At 64.1% G+C, this 14,675-nt stretch carries 15 protein-coding genes; 10 read left to right on the top strand and 5 right to left on the bottom strand.

The window, feature by feature from the left end; all coding sequences use genetic code 11:
• Nucleotides 1-11 precede the first annotated feature (11 nt).
• A complete protein-coding gene (locus ACODSR_RS11715; protein ID WP_489076634.1) occupies nt 12-365 on the bottom strand; it encodes a PilZ domain-containing protein in 354 nt (117 codons plus the stop codon).
• A gap of 76 nt (nt 366-441) precedes the next feature.
• Nucleotides 442-1,659 (bottom strand): tyrosine--tRNA ligase, encoded by a 1,218-nt coding sequence (gene tyrS / locus ACODSR_RS11710; protein ID WP_489076632.1) that lies wholly within the window; start codon nt 1,657-1,659, stop codon nt 442-444.
• 54 nt (nt 1,660-1,713) lie between these two features.
• Between tyrS and ACODSR_RS11705 the strand changes: the two genes are divergently transcribed.
• Nucleotides 1,714-2,799 (top strand): anhydro-N-acetylmuramic acid kinase, encoded by a 1,086-nt coding sequence (locus ACODSR_RS11705; protein ID WP_489076630.1) that lies wholly within the window; start codon nt 1,714-1,716, stop codon nt 2,797-2,799.
• Nucleotides 2,800-2,905: 106 nt separating this feature from the next.
• On the opposite strand, the gene ACODSR_RS11700 is transcribed toward ACODSR_RS11705, so the two are convergent.
• The 3 genes from ACODSR_RS11700 to ACODSR_RS11690 are packed head-to-tail and all read right to left on the bottom strand — an operon-like array spanning nt 2,906 to nt 5,936.
• A complete protein-coding gene (locus ACODSR_RS11700) occupies nt 2,906-3,784 on the bottom strand; it encodes a DUF817 domain-containing protein (protein ID WP_489076628.1) in 879 nt (292 codons plus the stop codon).
• Nucleotides 3,781-4,761, bottom strand: a complete 981-nt coding sequence (locus tag ACODSR_RS11695; protein WP_489076626.1) for a 2OG-Fe(II) oxygenase — start codon at nt 4,759-4,761, stop codon at nt 3,781-3,783. The genes ACODSR_RS11700 and ACODSR_RS11695 overlap by 4 nt, the downstream gene beginning before the upstream one ends.
• A complete protein-coding gene (locus ACODSR_RS11690; protein WP_489076624.1) occupies nt 4,761-5,936 on the bottom strand; it encodes a vWA domain-containing protein in 1,176 nt (391 codons plus the stop codon). The genes ACODSR_RS11695 and ACODSR_RS11690 overlap by 1 nt, the downstream gene beginning before the upstream one ends.
• Before the next feature lie 143 nt (nt 5,937-6,079).
• Here ACODSR_RS11690 and ACODSR_RS11685 point away from each other — a divergent pair, with 143 nt between their 5' ends.
• The 9 genes from ACODSR_RS11685 (at nt 6,080) to ccoP (ending at nt 14,581) form a co-directional block, all read left to right on the top strand.
• Complete coding sequence (locus ACODSR_RS11685; protein ID WP_489076744.1) at nt 6,080-7,444, top strand: methyl-accepting chemotaxis protein; 1,365 nt, start codon at nt 6,080-6,082, stop codon at nt 7,442-7,444.
• A gap of 122 nt (nt 7,445-7,566) precedes the next feature.
• Nucleotides 7,567-8,382 carry a universal stress protein gene (locus tag ACODSR_RS11680; RefSeq protein WP_489076622.1) on the top strand — a complete coding sequence of 272 codons (816 nt, stop codon included), beginning with the start codon at nt 7,567-7,569 and terminating at the stop codon, nt 8,380-8,382.
• A 20-nt stretch (nt 8,383-8,402) separates the two neighbouring features.
• Nucleotides 8,403-9,539, top strand: a complete 1,137-nt coding sequence (locus tag ACODSR_RS11675) for a sensor histidine kinase (protein WP_489076620.1) — start codon at nt 8,403-8,405, stop codon at nt 9,537-9,539.
• Nucleotides 9,540-9,543: 4 nt separating this feature from the next.
• Nucleotides 9,544-10,152 carry a response regulator FixJ gene (gene fixJ / locus ACODSR_RS11670; RefSeq protein WP_489076618.1) on the top strand — a complete coding sequence of 203 codons (609 nt, stop codon included), beginning with the start codon at nt 9,544-9,546 and terminating at the stop codon, nt 10,150-10,152.
• A 58-nt stretch (nt 10,153-10,210) separates the two neighbouring features.
• Nucleotides 10,211-10,963 carry a Crp/Fnr family transcriptional regulator gene (locus tag ACODSR_RS11665; RefSeq protein WP_489076616.1) on the top strand — a complete coding sequence of 251 codons (753 nt, stop codon included), beginning with the start codon at nt 10,211-10,213 and terminating at the stop codon, nt 10,961-10,963.
• A gap of 128 nt (nt 10,964-11,091) precedes the next feature.
• The gene (gene ccoN, locus ACODSR_RS11660; RefSeq protein WP_489076614.1) at nt 11,092-12,744 is read left to right on the top strand and encodes a cytochrome-c oxidase, cbb3-type subunit I; all 1,653 of its coding nucleotides are present in this window, start codon (nt 11,092-11,094) and stop codon (nt 12,742-12,744) included.
• 13 nt (nt 12,745-12,757) lie between these two features.
• Nucleotides 12,758-13,504 carry a cytochrome-c oxidase, cbb3-type subunit II gene (gene ccoO, locus ACODSR_RS11655; RefSeq protein ID WP_489076612.1) on the top strand — a complete coding sequence of 249 codons (747 nt, stop codon included), beginning with the start codon at nt 12,758-12,760 and terminating at the stop codon, nt 13,502-13,504.
• Nucleotides 13,501-13,674, top strand: coding sequence for a cbb3-type cytochrome c oxidase subunit 3 (locus ACODSR_RS11650; protein WP_489076610.1), 174 nt, complete (start codon nt 13,501-13,503; stop codon nt 13,672-13,674). The genes ccoO and ACODSR_RS11650 overlap by 4 nt, the downstream gene beginning before the upstream one ends.
• Nucleotides 13,667-14,581, top strand: coding sequence for a cytochrome-c oxidase, cbb3-type subunit III (gene ccoP, locus ACODSR_RS11645; RefSeq protein WP_489076608.1), 915 nt, complete (start codon nt 13,667-13,669; stop codon nt 14,579-14,581). The genes ACODSR_RS11650 and ccoP overlap by 8 nt, the downstream gene beginning before the upstream one ends.
• The last annotated feature ends 94 nt before the right edge of the window (nt 14,582-14,675 follow it).

The raw sequence follows: 14,675 nt of genomic DNA, 5'->3' as shown, positions 1-14,675 counted from the left end.
GTGGCGACCCGCTACCAGACCGTACGGCGCGGCGGGACGAGGGCCATCAGCGCGTCGTAGGTGCGCGGGGCGATGGGTTTCAGAAATTCGATACCCAGCCGCCCGTCCTCGACCCAGCGGACTTCGGCGGGATGATCCTTCAGGATCGGCAGCCAGATGGTCAGTCGTTCGCCCGTGAGCAACTCACCCTCGCTGCGGCACATCGCCCCCAGCGCGGAAATGTTGATGATTTGCACGCCATGGGTGCGACCGCGCGCGGTGACATGGCTGACCATATCGACCAGATCACGGGTCGCCCGGCGCTGATCCACCGCCGGATCGCGCGAGCGTATAACATGATTGAGGTTTGCGAACAGCGACGACATGACCGCAGCCTAGGGCGGCGAAGATGGACGCTTTGCTAGGGGAAAACGTTAATTTCCCCCTAACATTCTTTCTGCGTCAGCCGACCACGATCCCATGCTTTTTCGCGCCGAAGCTCACCTTGTCGCCCGGTTTCAGCGTCAGGGCGGGATCATTCACCACATTGCCGTTCACGCGGATCGCATTTTCAGACAATTTCCGCCGCGCTTCCTTGTTCGATGCGGCAAAGCCGAGCGCGACATTGGCCTGCACCACGGTCAGCCCCTCCGCACCGATGCTGACGGTCGGCAGGTTGGCGTCGGACGCGCCTTCCTCGAAGGTCTTGCGGGCGGTTTCGGCAGACGCAGCCGCCGCTTCCACGCCATGGGCCATGGCGGTCGCGGCGTCTGCCAATATCTTCTTGGCCTCGTTGATCTCCGCACCCTGCAAGGCTTCCAGCCGGGCGATCTCGTCCAGTGGCAGATCGGTGAACAGCCGCATGAAGCGGCCGACATCGGCGTCCTGGGTGTTGCGCCAGAATTGCCAATAATCATAGGGCGGCAGCGCGTCGGCGTTCAGCCAGACCGCGCCGTTCATCGTCTTGCCCATCTTGCCGCCGTCCGCCGTGGTGATGAGCGGACTGGTCAGGCCATAGACCTGCGTGCCATCGACCCGGCGGGAGAGTTCGATGCCGTTGACGATATTGCCCCACTGGTCCGATCCGCCCATCTGCAACCGGCAGGCCGAACGGCGCGACAGTTCCAGAAAGTCATAGGCTTGCAGGATCATGTAATTAAATTCGAGGAAGGACAGCGACTGTTCACGCTCCAGCCGCATCTTCACGCTGTCGAAGCTCAGCATCCGGTTGACCGAGAAATGCTGGCCGATGTCGCGCAGGAAGGGGATATATTCCAGCTTGTCGAGCCAGTCCGCATTGTCGACCATGATCGCGTCGGTCGGGCCGTCGCCAAAGGTCAGGAACTTCTCGAACACCCGCTTGATGCTGGCGACGTTGGACGTGATCAGATCGTCGGTCAGCAGCTTGCGCGCTTCATCCTTGAAGCTGGGATCGCCGATCTTGCCGGTGCCGCCGCCCATCAGGACGATCGGCTTGTGACCCGCCTGCTGCATCCGCCGCAGCATCATGATCTGCACCAGGCTGCCGACATGGAGCGAGGGCGCGGTCGGATCGAAACCGATATAGCCGGGCACGATCTCCTTCTGCGCCAGCGCGTCGAGACCCGCCGCATTCGTGACGTCATGGATATAGCCGCGCGTGTCGAGCAGGCGCAGCAGGTCGGACTGATAGTTGCTCATGGCGCGCGCCTGTAGCATTGGGAGGGCGGCTGTAAAAGAGGCGGAGAGTCGTAAATGCTGGCAATCGGCCTGATGTCGGGGACATCGCGCGACGGGATCGACGCGGCGCTGATCGAGACCGACGGGGATGGGCTGGTGAAGCCGGTCGCTTTTCATGCGCAACCCTATCATGACGGCTTCCGGGTGCGGCTGGCCGAAGCCTGCGCCCGTGCCATGGCGATGGACGCGCCGGGGTTCGAGCCGCTGATCGCGTCGGTCGAGGCGGAACTGATCGAATTGCATGTCGAGGCGGTGGCCGACCTGCTGGGGCGCAGCGGCCATGTGGCGGAGGATATCGGCGTCATCGGTTTTCACGGCCATACCGTGGCGCACCGGCCCGATCGGCGCTGGACCTGGCAGATTGGCGATGGCGCGGCGCTGGCCGGGGCGTTCGGGATTCCTGTGGTCGGTGACCTGCGCAGCGCGGATGTGGCGGCGGGCGGGCAGGGCGCGCCTTTGATGCCGGTCTACCACCGCGCGCTGGCTGCCGGGCTGGACAAGCCAGTGGCCATCCTCAATCTGGGCGGGGTCGCCAATATCACCGCGATCGGATCGGACGGGGCGCTGACCGCATTCGACACCGGCATGGCGAGCGGGCTGATCGACAACTGGATGCAGGCGCATGGGGATGCGGCCTATGACGCGGGTGGGGCTTGCGCCGCGAAAGGGCGCGTGGATGAGGCACGGCTGGCAGCCATGCTGGCCGACCCCTGGTTTGCCGTGCCACCGCCCAAGAGCATCGACCGGGAGGCGTTTACGATCGACGCGGTGCAGGGGCTGAGCGTTGAAGATGGCGCGGCGACGCTGACCGCCTTTTCAGCGGCGGCGGTGGCGCGGGGATTAGCCCATCTGGCCGAGCGGCCGCTCTGCCTGCATGTCGCTGGCGGGGGGCGGCATAATGACACGCTGATGGCGATGCTGGCTGCGCGTTGCGGCGTTGCGGTGCGGGCTGTGGATGCGCTGGGCTGGGACGGCGACGCGCTGGAGGCGCAGGGCTTTGCCTATATGGCGGTCCGCCATCTGGAGGGGCTGCCGATCAGCTTTCCGGGGACGACCGGCGCGCCTGAGCCGATGACGGGTGGGGTGTTGTTTCGGGCATAGAATGTGGTGACTTTGGGTTGAACACCCAACCTCCGTTCGTTTCGAGCGAAGTCGAGAATCGTCGCGCGCAGGTTTCTCGACTTCGCTCGAAACGAACGGCTCAAAGTTAAGTCATCGCACCGTTATTCGCAGAAGCAGCGGGTGGCCGCCTGATCGGCGACACCAGCGATACCAGAACGAAGCTGATGATCATCAGCAGATACCAGGCGGCCATTTTCATGGGCGACACCAGTCGCCATCCTGCTGCCTGGTCGGGATAGTTCCAGGCATTGGCAAAGGTGGCGATATTCTCCGCAAACCAGATGAAGAGGGCGACGAGGAACCAGCCCAACAGGAGCGGCATCGAGCGGTGATGATGGAGCGGCCTGAACCAGATGCGGCAGCGCCCGAACAGCAGAGCGGTAATGCCGAACAGCAACAGCCGAATATCGGGCAGCCAGTGATGGGCGAAGAAATTGACATAGATGGCAGCGGCAAGGACGAAGCTGGTCCAGCGCGGTGGATAGGCGCTGAACCGGAAATCGAAGATGCGCCAGACGCGCGCAATGTAGCTGCCGACCGCCGCATACATGAAACCGGAAAAGAGCGGGACGGCGCCGATATGCAGCAGGCTGGCTTCGGGATAGACCCATGATCCGGCAGCTGTCTTGAACAATTCCATCACCGTCCCGACGATATGGAATATCCCAATCACCGCGACTTCGCGCCATGTTTCCAGCCGAAAGGCGATCATGCCGATCTGGATTGCCAGCGCACACAGGGTCAGGAAATCGTAGCGGTGCAGCGGCGCTGAGGCCGGATAGAAAAAATGCGTGCCGAGCAGCAGCGCGAGGATCAAGCCGCCGAACAGGCAGGCCCAGCCCTGTTTGAAGCCGAACATCAGAAATTCAAGAACAGGACCGCGCCACCCCGGTGCAATGGCCGCCTGCTCCAGTGTCAGCCGGATGCGGGCAAAGCGGGTCTGGTCGCTCGGCGTAGGCTTCACGCCATTGCCTCATGCTGGCCAAAGCCGTCCGGGCTTTCGGGCGGTCGCTGCCTGATCCAACGGCTGGCGATGAGTTTGATGCCGGATTGCACCGGCAGCCCGGCATGTTCGCTCATCGGGTCTGGGCGTCCGTCGGGCAGGGTGTTGGCGAAGAGCAGGCCGTCGCCCTTGCGACCGCGATGGGTGAGCGGCAGGCGGGTGAAGTGGGTTTCGCCGCCGTCATACGCATCGTTGAGATAGACCAGCAGGGTCAGGCTGCGCTGGTTGGTGAGGCCCGGTACTGCGTCCAGATGGGGGCGATATTGCTGGCCGGGGCGGTAGCGCAGGACTTGCAGGGTTTCGCCCTGTTCGACGATGGTGCCGCTGACGGCGGCCAGGCGGCGGTTGATCGCGTGAACGGCGGGCCATTCGGACACGATGGGAAATCCTGCCGCGTCTGAATCGCGCACAGGGTCTGCGACGAAGCGTTTTTGCCCTTCATGAAAGATCAAGGCAGGGCGCAGCCGTCGGTCGGACAGGGTGGTGAGCAGGTCACATTCCGGCGCGGTGAGCAGGCCGGGCAAGGCATGGATCATTGGGCTGTCGGACAATGGCTGGGGCATGGGCAGGTCGAACGGATCGCCCTTGGCGTCGATCGCCATCGCGGTGATCAGGGCGCGTTGTTGCGCGGCTACGGGATCGCGGTCCGCCCAATCGTCGAGCATCGCCAGCGCCCCCGCCCAGTCGCGCACGCCGCCAATGCCGGCGGCGAGAAAACCGGCGAGAATCCGTGCCGCGCTGATGGTATCCGCAGCGGCCAGATCAAAGCGCGCGGCGGGCAGGTCGCGCGGCAACAGCCGCCCCTCGACCCGCCAGAGCGCCCGCATCGCCAGCGCGTCACCATCTCCGCGCGCGCAACCGGCATCGACCAGCGCCAAAGCCGCCGCACTGTCGCCGCGCTGGAGCAGCGCCAGCGCCTGTGCGGCCACGCCCGTCATCAGCGCTTGCGGGTCAGCTCCCGCATGGCCGCGTCGATGCCCTCGATCGTCAGCGGATACATGCGGTCGTTCATCGCTTCGCGGATCAGGCGGGTGGACTGGCTGTAGCCCCAATGCGCTTCCGGCGTCGGATTGAGCCACACGGTCGCGGGATAGGTATGGGCGACCCGTTGCAGCCAGACGCCGCCCGCTTCCTCATTCATATGTTCGACCGATCCACCCGGATGGCTGATCTCATAGGGACTCATCGCCGCGTCGCCGACGAAGATCACCTTATAATCATGGCCATATTTGTGGAGGATGTCCCAGGTCGGGGTGCGTTCGGCAAAGCGGCGGCGATTATCCTTCCACACGCCTTCATAGAGGCAGTTATGGAAGTAGAAAAATTCCATATTCTTGAATTCGCTGGTGGCGGCGGAGAAAAGCTCCTCGCACAGCTTGACGAACGGGTCCATCGATCCGCCGACGTCCAGAAACAGCAGCAGCTTGACCGCGTTATGCCGTTCCGGGCGCATTCGGATGTCAAGCCAGCCCTGCCGCGCGGTGCCACGGATGGTTTCGTCAAGGTCCAGTTCCTCCGCCGATCCTTCGCGCGCGAAACGGCGCAGACGGCGCAGCGCGACCTTGATATTGCGGGTGCCCAGTTCTTTCGTGTTGTCGAGATTGGCGAAGTCGCGCTTTTCCCACACTTTGATCGCGCGCTTATGTTTGCTCGTCCCCCCTATGCGGACGCCTTCGGGACTATAGCCGCCATGGCCGAAAGGGGATGTGCCGCCGGTGCCGATCCATTTATTGCCGCCCTGATGCCGCCCCTGCTGCTCCTCCAGCCGTTTCTTGAGCGTTTCCATAATCTCGTCCCAGTCGCCCAGCGACTTGATCTTCTCCATCTCTTCGGGACTGAGATATTTTTCCGCGACCAGCCGCAGCCATTCCTCCGGTATCTCCGCCTCTACGCCTGAACTGCCTAGCACACCCTTGAACACCTGCCCGAATACCTGATCGAAGCGGTCGAGCAGCCCTTCATCCTTCACATAGGTGGCGCGGGCGAGATAATAGAAATCCTCCGGTCGCCGTTCGATGACGTCGCGGTCCAGCGCTTCCAGCAGCAGCAGATGCTCCTTGATGCTGGCGGGGATGCCAGCGGCCCGGAGCGCATCGAGAAAATTGAGCAGCATGGCCGCCCTTGTCGGGCAGCGCGGCGCGCGATGCAAGCGGCCGGATTGATGGCTTGTCGGAATATTAAGTGTTGCAGTGCATGGTTAATGCGTCACTATCCGTTGATCCGAAATTTTGGGGCGTACGCTTGGAAAACAGGGACTTGCTGGCTGACCTTGGTGAACGGTCAGGTGACATCGCGCTGCAATGCAGCGAAACGGCGGGCTTTTTGAGCGAGCTGAACCGGCGCATCCAGCAGGATTCGGCGCGCCTGTCGGATTTGCAGGCGAATATGGATACGCTGGCCAGCAGCCAGAATGAAAGCGTCGCCGCCGCGCAGGAATTGAGCCTGACCGCGCGCCGGGCCGGGCGGATCATCGCCGACGGGCATCAGGTCATCACCCTGTCGCTGGGCGAGGTGGCGGGTCTGGTCGAGCATGTCACGGGGCTGGAGGGGCATTTGCGCCAGTTCCTGTCGGTGATCGAGGCGGTGGGCGACATTTCCGATGAGCTGGGCGCGATCGCGCGGCAGACGCGGCTGCTGGGCATCAATGCCGCGATCGAGGCGGCGCGGGGCGGGGAAGCGACGCAGGGCTTTGCCGTCGTGGCGGACGAAATCCGGCGACTGGCGGGGCAGGCGGGCGAATCGGCGGCGTCGGTCGGCGACAAGCTGGGCCAGCTGGACCGCGATGCGCGGCGGCTGATCGGCGGGGTGGAGGCCAATATCGTGCGGGGGCGCGACGTTGGCACGCATATCGACCGGCTGCGGATGAGCATGGCGGAGATTGCGTCGCTGGTGACGCAATTTGCCGAACGGTCCGACGCGATCGTGACCTGCACCGACGAAGCCGATGGCGATGTTGCGGCGCTGCGGCAGGGACTGGCGCTGTTCAGCCAGTCGGCCAGCGAAAGCGCGACGCGGGTGGAGGTGGCGCGCGGACAGCTGGAAGGGCTGGAGGGGATGGCCAACGCCATGCTCGATACCGCCGCGCATGGGCCGGGGCGGACCCGCAACAGCCGCTATATCGCGCTGGCGGAGGAGGGCGCGGATGAAGTCATGGCGCTGATCCAGCGCGGGATTGCCGACAATCAGCTGAGCCTGGCCGACCTGTTCGACACGGACTATCGCGCGATCGAGGGGTCCAACCCTACGCAGTATCAGACTCGCTTCACCGCCTTTGCCGACGCGCTGCTGCGCCCGACTCTGGACCGGCGTACCAGCGAGGACAGCGCGGTCGTGGGCTGCTGCCTGATCGACATGAACGGCTATTTGCCCACCCATATCAGCACGCGCAGCCAGCCCCAGCGGCCGGGCGACCCGTGCTGGAACATGGAACATGCGCGCAATCGCCAGATGTTCATGGACAGCCAGACCCGCCGTGCGCTGGACGGGGAGGGGGATTTCTTCCTGTTCACCTATCGGCAGGATCTGGGCGAGGGCCGCTATCGCGCGCTGCGCAGCGTGTTCGTGCCGCTGGTTTTCGAAGGGCGGCGCTGGGGCCTGTATGAGGTCGGCTATCTGATCTGACGGACTGGATCAGGACAAGGCGCGTGCCGCTGCTATAGGGATATTTGCGGATGGAGGGTGCGGCTGGCCCGGCATAATCAGGAAGGCAATCGCCTGACGCCCCTATGCCTGGAGTTCACCCCATGAAAACCATCCTGCTGCACATCCATGAGGATAGCGCCCAGACGAGCAGGATGGAGGTTGCGCTGGACATTGCCCGCGCGACCGGCGCGCATATCCGCTGCCTTCAGGTCACGCCGGTGATCGATTATGTTTCGGCGGATATGTATGGCGGCAGCTATGTGCTGCCCAGCGACATCGACAATATTCGCGTCGCCGAGGCGCAGGAAAAGGCGAAGGTCGAAGCGCGGATGCAGCGCGAAGGCGTGACATGGGACTGGCGGCACAGCGATGGCGAGGTGGTGCAATGCCTGCTGTCCGCGTCGCGGCTGGCCGATGCAATCGTCGTGACCTTGCCGACGCCGGGGCGCCGCGCGATCGGCGATCCGCTACCGATCGTCGCTGACCTTGCGATCAGCAGCCGTGCGCCGATCCTGGCCGTGCCGCAGGGGTGCCTGCGCTTTGCCTGTCAGGGGCGCGCGATGGTGGCGTGGGACGGATCGCATGAGGCCGCCGTCGCCCTGTGCGCGGCCCGGCCGTTGCTGGCGCTGGCTGGCGAGGTCCATGTCGTCACGGTCGAGGAAAAGACCAAGCGCGATTTCCCCCCGATCGACGCCAGCGAATATCTCTCCCGCCACGGCATCGCGTCGGAAATCCACGAATGGCCGCGCAAGGGCCGCACGGTCGAGGAGGCGCTGGCCGCCGCCGCGGACGAACTGCGCGCGGACTGGATTGCCATGGGTGCCTTTGGCCATAGCCGCCTGCGCGAGACCATCTTTGGCGGGGTCACGCGCTACCTGCTCGGCGAAGCACGAGTTCCGCTCTTGCTGGCACACTGATTTCCGGTCAGTGAAGGGCGATGGCGATCAACGATGTCGATCCGCGCGATGATGCGCACAGCCTGGAACAGGCGCTGCTGGGGTCGATCCTGGCGACGGTGCCCGACGCCTTGATCGTCATCGACGCACGCGGGCGCATCATATCGTTCAGCCCGGCGGCGCAGCGCATGTTCCATTATAGCGAAGCCGATGTGCTGGGCGAGAATGTCGCGATGCTGATGCCATCGCCCGATCGGGATCGGCATGACGGCTATCTGGCCCATTATCGCGACACGGGCGAAAAGAAGATCATCGGCATTGGTCGCCTGACCACGGCGCGGCGGCGGGACGGGTCGACCTTCCCGATCGAACTGGCGGTGGGCGAGGTGCATGATCAGGGGGAGCCGCTTTTCACCGGCTTCATCCGCGACCTGACCGAGCGGCAGCGGACCGAGCGGCGGGTGCAGGATTTGCAGGCGGAACTGAGCCATGCGTCGCGCGTGACCGCCATGGGGACGCTGGCCGCCGCGCTGGCGCATGAACTCAACCAGCCCTTGACCGCAATCGCCAACTATATGGAGGCGGGCCGAGACTTGTTGGCGCAGGACGGCGCGGTCGACCGTGCCTTGCTGGGCGAAGCGATGGACGAGGCGGCGACCCAGGCGCTGCGCGCGGGGGAGATCATCCGGTCGCTGCGCGAATTCATCCGCCGGGGGGAGGCCGACCGCCAGCCGGAAACCGTCTCCACTTTGTTGTCGGAAGGGGTTGCGTTGGCCTTTATCGGCATCGACAGCCGGGGCATCGACATGGACATTGCCGTCGATCCGCGCGTCGGCCGGATCATGGCCAATCGGGTGCAGGTGCAGCAGGTCATCATCAACCTGGTCCGCAATGCGGTGGAAGCGATGGAGGGGCGACCAATGCGTATCCTTCATCTGTCGGCGGCTCCTGATGAGGAAGGGCGGGTGGAAATCATCATCGCCGACAGCGGCCCCGGCCTTGATCCCGCCGCTGAAAAATCGCTCTTCACCCCGTTCAGCACCACCAAGCCCACGGGCATGGGGGTTGGCCTCTCGATCAGCCGCACCATCGTCGAAGGGCATGGCGGTCGCATCTGGACCAGCCGGTCGCGCTGGGGCGGGGTCGCCTTTCACTTCACCCTTGATCCTGCGGATTGACGCCATGACCCAACCCCTCATCTATGTCGTCGATGATGATGAGGCGATCCGCCGATCGCTCAGCTTCATGCTCAAGACCAGCGGCTTTGCGGTGCAGAGCTTTTCGGGCGGCATTCCGTTCCTGAAGGACGCCGCGACGCTGGAGCAGGGCTGCGTCCTGCTGGACGTGCGGATGCCGGACATGGACGGGCTGGAGGTGCAGCGCGAACTGCGCGCGCGGGGCATTCTGTTGCCCGTCATCATCATGACCGGCCATGGCGATGTCGGCATGGCGGTGGCCGCGATGAAGGCGGGCGCGACCGATTTCATCGAAAAGCCGTTCGAGAAGGCGGCGCTGCTGGAGGCGATCGCTGCTGCCTGCGCGCAGGTCGCCGCGCACCGCGATGCGGGCGCCCGGCGCGATGAGGCGCAGGCGCGCCTCAACATCCTGACCGATCGTGAGCGTGAGGTGCTGGCCGGGCTGGTCGAAGGGCTGCCCAACAAGTCGATCGCCTATGATCTGGGCATTTCCCCGCGCACCGTGGAAATCCACCGCGCGAATCTGATGCAGAAGCTGGACGTGCGCAGCCTGTCCGAAGCGCTGCGCATCGCGTTCCAGGCGGGGCTGGAATGACGCTCGATCAGGGACATTACGGATAGGCCCATGCCTGTCGCTGCGTCAGGCAGCGATCATGATGATGCATTTTGATCTGGCGCAAACCGCGCCCGCCGCCGCCCTGGTCCCTTGCCAGGACGCGAGTTACTGCCAGCAATGCGACGTACGTGCGCGTGCCATTTGCGGCACGCTGGAGGATGACGAGCGCGCCGCGCTCAATCGCCTCGGCAGGCGGGTCACGGTGCAGGCCGGGCAGACAGTGATGTGGGAGGGGGACGACGCCACCATCGTCGCCAATGTCATCGAAGGCACGCTCAAATTGTCGGCCTCCACTGGCGACGGACGCGAACAGATTGTGGGCGTGGTCTATCCATCCGATTTCATTGGTCGTCCCTTTGGCCGCAGCACGCCGCACAGCGTCACCGCGCTGACCGATGCACGCTTGTGCCTGTTCACGCGGGGAGCGTTCGACGGCTTTGCCCGCACCCATCCAGAATTGGGCCATCGCCTGCTGCAACGCACGCTGGATGATCTCGATCGGGCGCGGGCCTGGATGCTGCTGCTGGGCCGCAAAAATGCGCGGGAAAAGATCGCGACCTTCCTGCTGGATATGTCGCACCGACTGGCCGGGGATGGCGCAGGGCCGCTCGACAGTTTCGCGCTGCCCCTGTCGCGCCAGCAGGTCGCCGATGTGCTGGGCCTGACGATCGAGACGGTCAGCCGCCAGATGACCGACATGAAGCGCGCGGGGATCATCGCGCTGCCGGGTCGGCGCACGGTCGATATTCTGGATCGCGACCAGCTGGCCTGCTGCGCCGAAGCGGCCTGAACCGCCTGTTTCGGCCCGGCTAGGGACATTCCCCTACAGACCCCGATCCCCCCTTTTGACAGAGGACAAGGACAGTCGATGCCCGCCGGTGCAGGCGCGGCGACGAACATATCTCCTGGGGGATAAGCATGGAACAATTGGTCATCAGGGCGGGCGGATGGTTCGCGCTGGCCCTGCTTTCAGCCGCTGCGGCGGTGCTGGCGGCGGACACCGGCTTTGCCGTCCACATGACGATCGTGGCAGTGACCGGCCTGCTGCTCGCCTGGCTCACCATCAGCCGCGCCGATTATGGGGCGATCCTGCGTGGTGCGCTCAAGATGCCGGATGCGGGGCGCTATGATGACGACATGATCCGCTGGGGTGTGATCGCTACCGTTTTCTGGGGTCTGGCGGGATTTCTTGCCGGGCTCTACATCGCGCTCCAGCTGGCCTTTCCGGCGCTGAACCTGGGGATCGAATATACCAGCTTCGGGCGGTTGCGGCCGCTGCATACCTCGGCGGTGATCTTTGCCTTTGGCGGCAATGCGCTGATCGCGACCAGCTTTTACGTCGTGCAGCGCACCTGCCGCGCACGGCTCGCCTTCCCGACGATGGCCCGCTTCGTGTTCTGGGGATACCAGATGTTCATCGTGCTGGCGGCGACCGGCTATCTGCTGGGCATTACCGAGGGCAAGGAATATGCCGAGCCGGAATGGTATGTCGACCTGTGGCTGACGATCGTGTGGGTCTGTTACCTGCTGGTGTTCGGCGGTACGATCCTGAAGCGGTCCGAACCGCATATCTATGTCGCCAACTGGTTCTACCTGGCCTTCATCATCACCGTGGCCATGCTGCACATCGTCAATAATCTGTCGATGCCGGTCAGCCTGCTGGGGTCCAAAAGCTATAGCGCCTTTGCGGGGGTGCAGGATGCGCTGACCCAATGGTGGTACGGTCATAATGCGGTCGGCTTCTTCCTGACCGCCGGCTTCCTGGCGATGATGTATTATTTCGTCCCCAAGCAAGCCGAGCGACCGGTCTATAGCTACCGCCTGTCGATCATCCATTTCTGGTCGCTGATCTTCCTCTACATCTGGGCGGGTCCGCACCATCTGCATTACACCGCGCTGCCCGACTGGGCGCAGACGCTGGGCATGGTGTTTTCGATCATGCTGTGGATGCCCAGTTGGGGCGGGATGATCAACGGTCTGATGACGCTGAACGGCGCCTGGGACAAGATTCGCACCGATCCGATCATCCGCATGATGGTGATGGCGCTGGCCTTTTACGGCATGTCGACCTTTGAAGGCCCGATGATGTCGATCAAGGCGGTCAACAGCCTGTCCCATTATACCGACTGGACGATCGGCCATGTCCATAGCGGCGCGCTGGGCTGGAACGGCATGATCACCTTCGCCTGCCTCTATTATATGACGCCGCGCCTGTGGGGCCGGGAACGCCTCTATTCGCTGCGCATGGTCAACTGGCACTTCTGGCTCGCGACCGTCGGCATCGTTCTTTACGCCGCCGCGATGTGGACGGCGGGCATCATGCAGGGGCTGATGTGGCGCGAATATGGCAGCGACGGCTACCTCGTCTATGCCTTCTCCGAAGTCGTGAAGGCCATGTTCCCCATGTACGTCATCCGGGCGGCGGGCGGCCTGCTCTATCTGGCTGGCGCGATCATCATGGCGGTCAATATCAGCCTGACCATCGCGGGACGCCAGCGGGACGAAAAGCCGATGCGCGACGCCGCCTTCGATCCTGCTGCGGATCGTCCCCTCCAGCCGCACGCCGCGTGACGGAGAAACCGACATGGAAACCAAGACAAAACGCAAATTCTTCGATCATGGCCGACTGGAGCGTAACGTCTCCCTGTTGGGGATCGCGTCGCTGATCGTCGTCGCCATTGGCGGCATCGTGGAGATCGCGCCGCTCTTCTGGATCGATAGTACGATTGAGAAGGTGGAGGGGATGCGCCCCTACACCCCGCTCGAACTGGCCGGGCGCAACATCTATATTCGCGAAGGCTGCTATAATTGCCATAGCCAGATGATCCGCCCCTTCCGCGACGAAGTCGAACGCTATGGCCATTACAGCCTGGCCGCCGAAAGCATGTATGATCATCCCTTCCAATGGGGGTCCAAGCGGACCGGGCCTGACCTGGCCCGTGTGGGCGGGCGTTATTCGGATGAATGGCATGTCCAGCATCTGGTCGATCCCCGCGCGGTCGTGCCGGAATCGATCATGCCGACCTATCCCTTCCTTGCCGAGCGGGAATTGAAGGCAGGCGATATGAGCGGCGACCTGACCGCCCTGTCGCGTGTCGGCGTCCCCTATGACAAGGCTGCGATTGCCGCCGCCAATGAGGATTTGAAGGCGCAGGCTGATCCCGCCGCCGACAGCAGCGCGCTGGTGAAGCGCTATCCCAAGGCGCAGGTGCGCGATTTCGACGGTGACCCGAACAGGCTGACCGAAATGGATGCGCTGGTCGCCTATCTCCAGATGATCGGCACGCTGGTCGATACCAAGGCCGCCGCCGCGCAGGAGACGGTGCGATGAGCTATGACTCCATGCGCCATTTCGCCGACAGCTGGGGTCTGGTTTTCATGGGCCTCACCTATCTGATCCTCATCGGCTGGCATTTCCGGCCGGGCGCACGCCGCCGCAGCGGCGATGCTGCCACGATGATCTTCACCGACAGCGACACAAAGGGGGGCGACCATGGCTGACCCGACCAAGAGCAAGATCGACCAGCCCACCGGCACGCCCACCATGGGGCATGAATGGGACGGGATCGAGGAACTGGACACGCCATTGCCGCGCTGGTGGCTGTGGACCTTCTACGCCTGCATCCTGTTTTCGCTGTTCTATGTCATCGCCTATCCGGCCTGGCCGCTGATCGAGGGCTATACCAAGGGTGCGCTTGGCTGGTCGAGCCGGGGCGATCTGGCCAAGGAGATGGCGACGCAGGCGGCGAAGGTAGCGCCGATCCACCGCGCCATTGCGGCGACCCCGATCGATCAGCTTCCCGCCAGGCCCGCCTTGATGCAGGCTGCGGTCGATGGTGGGCGCGCCGCGTTCAAGGTCCATTGCGTCCAGTGTCATGGATCGGGTGCTGCGGGATCGAAAGGCTATCCCAACCTGAATGACGACGACTGGCTATGGGGCGGCGATCTGGCCACCATCGAAAGGACGATCGTCGATGGCATCCGCAACCCCGATCATGCCACAACCCGGCTGTCGATCATGCCAGCCTTTGGCCGCGACCAGTTGTTGCAGGCCGCGCAGGTCGATGATGTGGTTGCCCATGTCCGCACGATCAGCGGCCAGCAAAAGGGCGACGCGGCCTCGCAGCGCGGCGCGCAGCTTTTCGCGGACAATTGCGCGGTCTGTCACGGCCCGGCGGGCAAGGGCAACCGCCAGTTGGGAGCGCCCAACCTGACCGACGGCATCTGGCTCTATGGTGGCGACGGGGACGCTCTCCACCAGACCGTCTGGAACAGCCGTCAGGGCGTGATGCCGCGCTGGGGCGACAGGCTCGACGCAGCGACGGTGCGGATGCTGGCGGCCTATGTTCACAGTCTGGGCGGCGGCGAGGCTGCGCCGGTGACGGCGGTGGACAATGTTGCGCACTGAAGCCGACCACATCCTCCCCTGTAAGGGGAGGTGGCAGGGCGTAGCCCTGACGGTGGGGTGTTGCCCTATCGAGAGGGCGACACCCCTCCACCGG

It is taken from the genome of Sphingobium sp. FG125 (genome assembly GCF_057809795.1).
The sequence above is the reverse complement of the archived record's forward strand: the minus strand, read 5'-3'. Positions and strand labels throughout refer to the sequence as shown.

Bases quoted from the DNA above. Each gene is read 5' to 3' on its own strand.
- ACODSR_RS11690 (WP_489076624.1), bottom strand. From the start codon at position 5,936: ATGCTGCTCAATTTTCTCGATGCGCTCCGGGCCGCTGGCATCCCCGCC.
- ACODSR_RS11705 (WP_489076630.1), top strand. From the start codon at position 1,714: ATGCTGGCAATCGGCCTGATGTCGGGGACATCGCGCGACGGGATCGAC.
- ACODSR_RS11675 (WP_489076620.1), top strand. From the start codon at position 8,403: ATGGCGATCAACGATGTCGATCCGCGCGATGATGCGCACAGCCTGGAA.
- ACODSR_RS11665 (WP_489076616.1), top strand. From the start codon at position 10,211: ATGATGATGCATTTTGATCTGGCGCAAACCGCGCCCGCCGCCGCCCTG.
- tyrS (WP_489076632.1), bottom strand. From the start codon at position 1,659: ATGAGCAACTATCAGTCCGACCTGCTGCGCCTGCTCGACACGCGCGGC.
- ACODSR_RS11695 (WP_489076626.1), bottom strand. From the start codon at position 4,761: ATGACGGGCGTGGCCGCACAGGCGCTGGCGCTGCTCCAGCGCGGCGAC.
- fixJ (WP_489076618.1), top strand. From the start codon at position 9,544: ATGACCCAACCCCTCATCTATGTCGTCGATGATGATGAGGCGATCCGC.
- ccoN (WP_489076614.1), top strand. From the start codon at position 11,092: ATGGAACAATTGGTCATCAGGGCGGGCGGATGGTTCGCGCTGGCCCTG.
- ccoO (WP_489076612.1), top strand. From the start codon at position 12,758: ATGGAAACCAAGACAAAACGCAAATTCTTCGATCATGGCCGACTGGAG.
- ccoP (WP_489076608.1), top strand. From the start codon at position 13,667: ATGGCTGACCCGACCAAGAGCAAGATCGACCAGCCCACCGGCACGCCC.
- ACODSR_RS11650 (WP_489076610.1), top strand. From the start codon at position 13,501: ATGAGCTATGACTCCATGCGCCATTTCGCCGACAGCTGGGGTCTGGTT.
- ACODSR_RS11680 (WP_489076622.1), top strand. From the start codon at position 7,567: ATGAAAACCATCCTGCTGCACATCCATGAGGATAGCGCCCAGACGAGC.
- ACODSR_RS11715 (WP_489076634.1), bottom strand. From the start codon at position 365: ATGTCGTCGCTGTTCGCAAACCTCAATCATGTTATACGCTCGCGCGAT.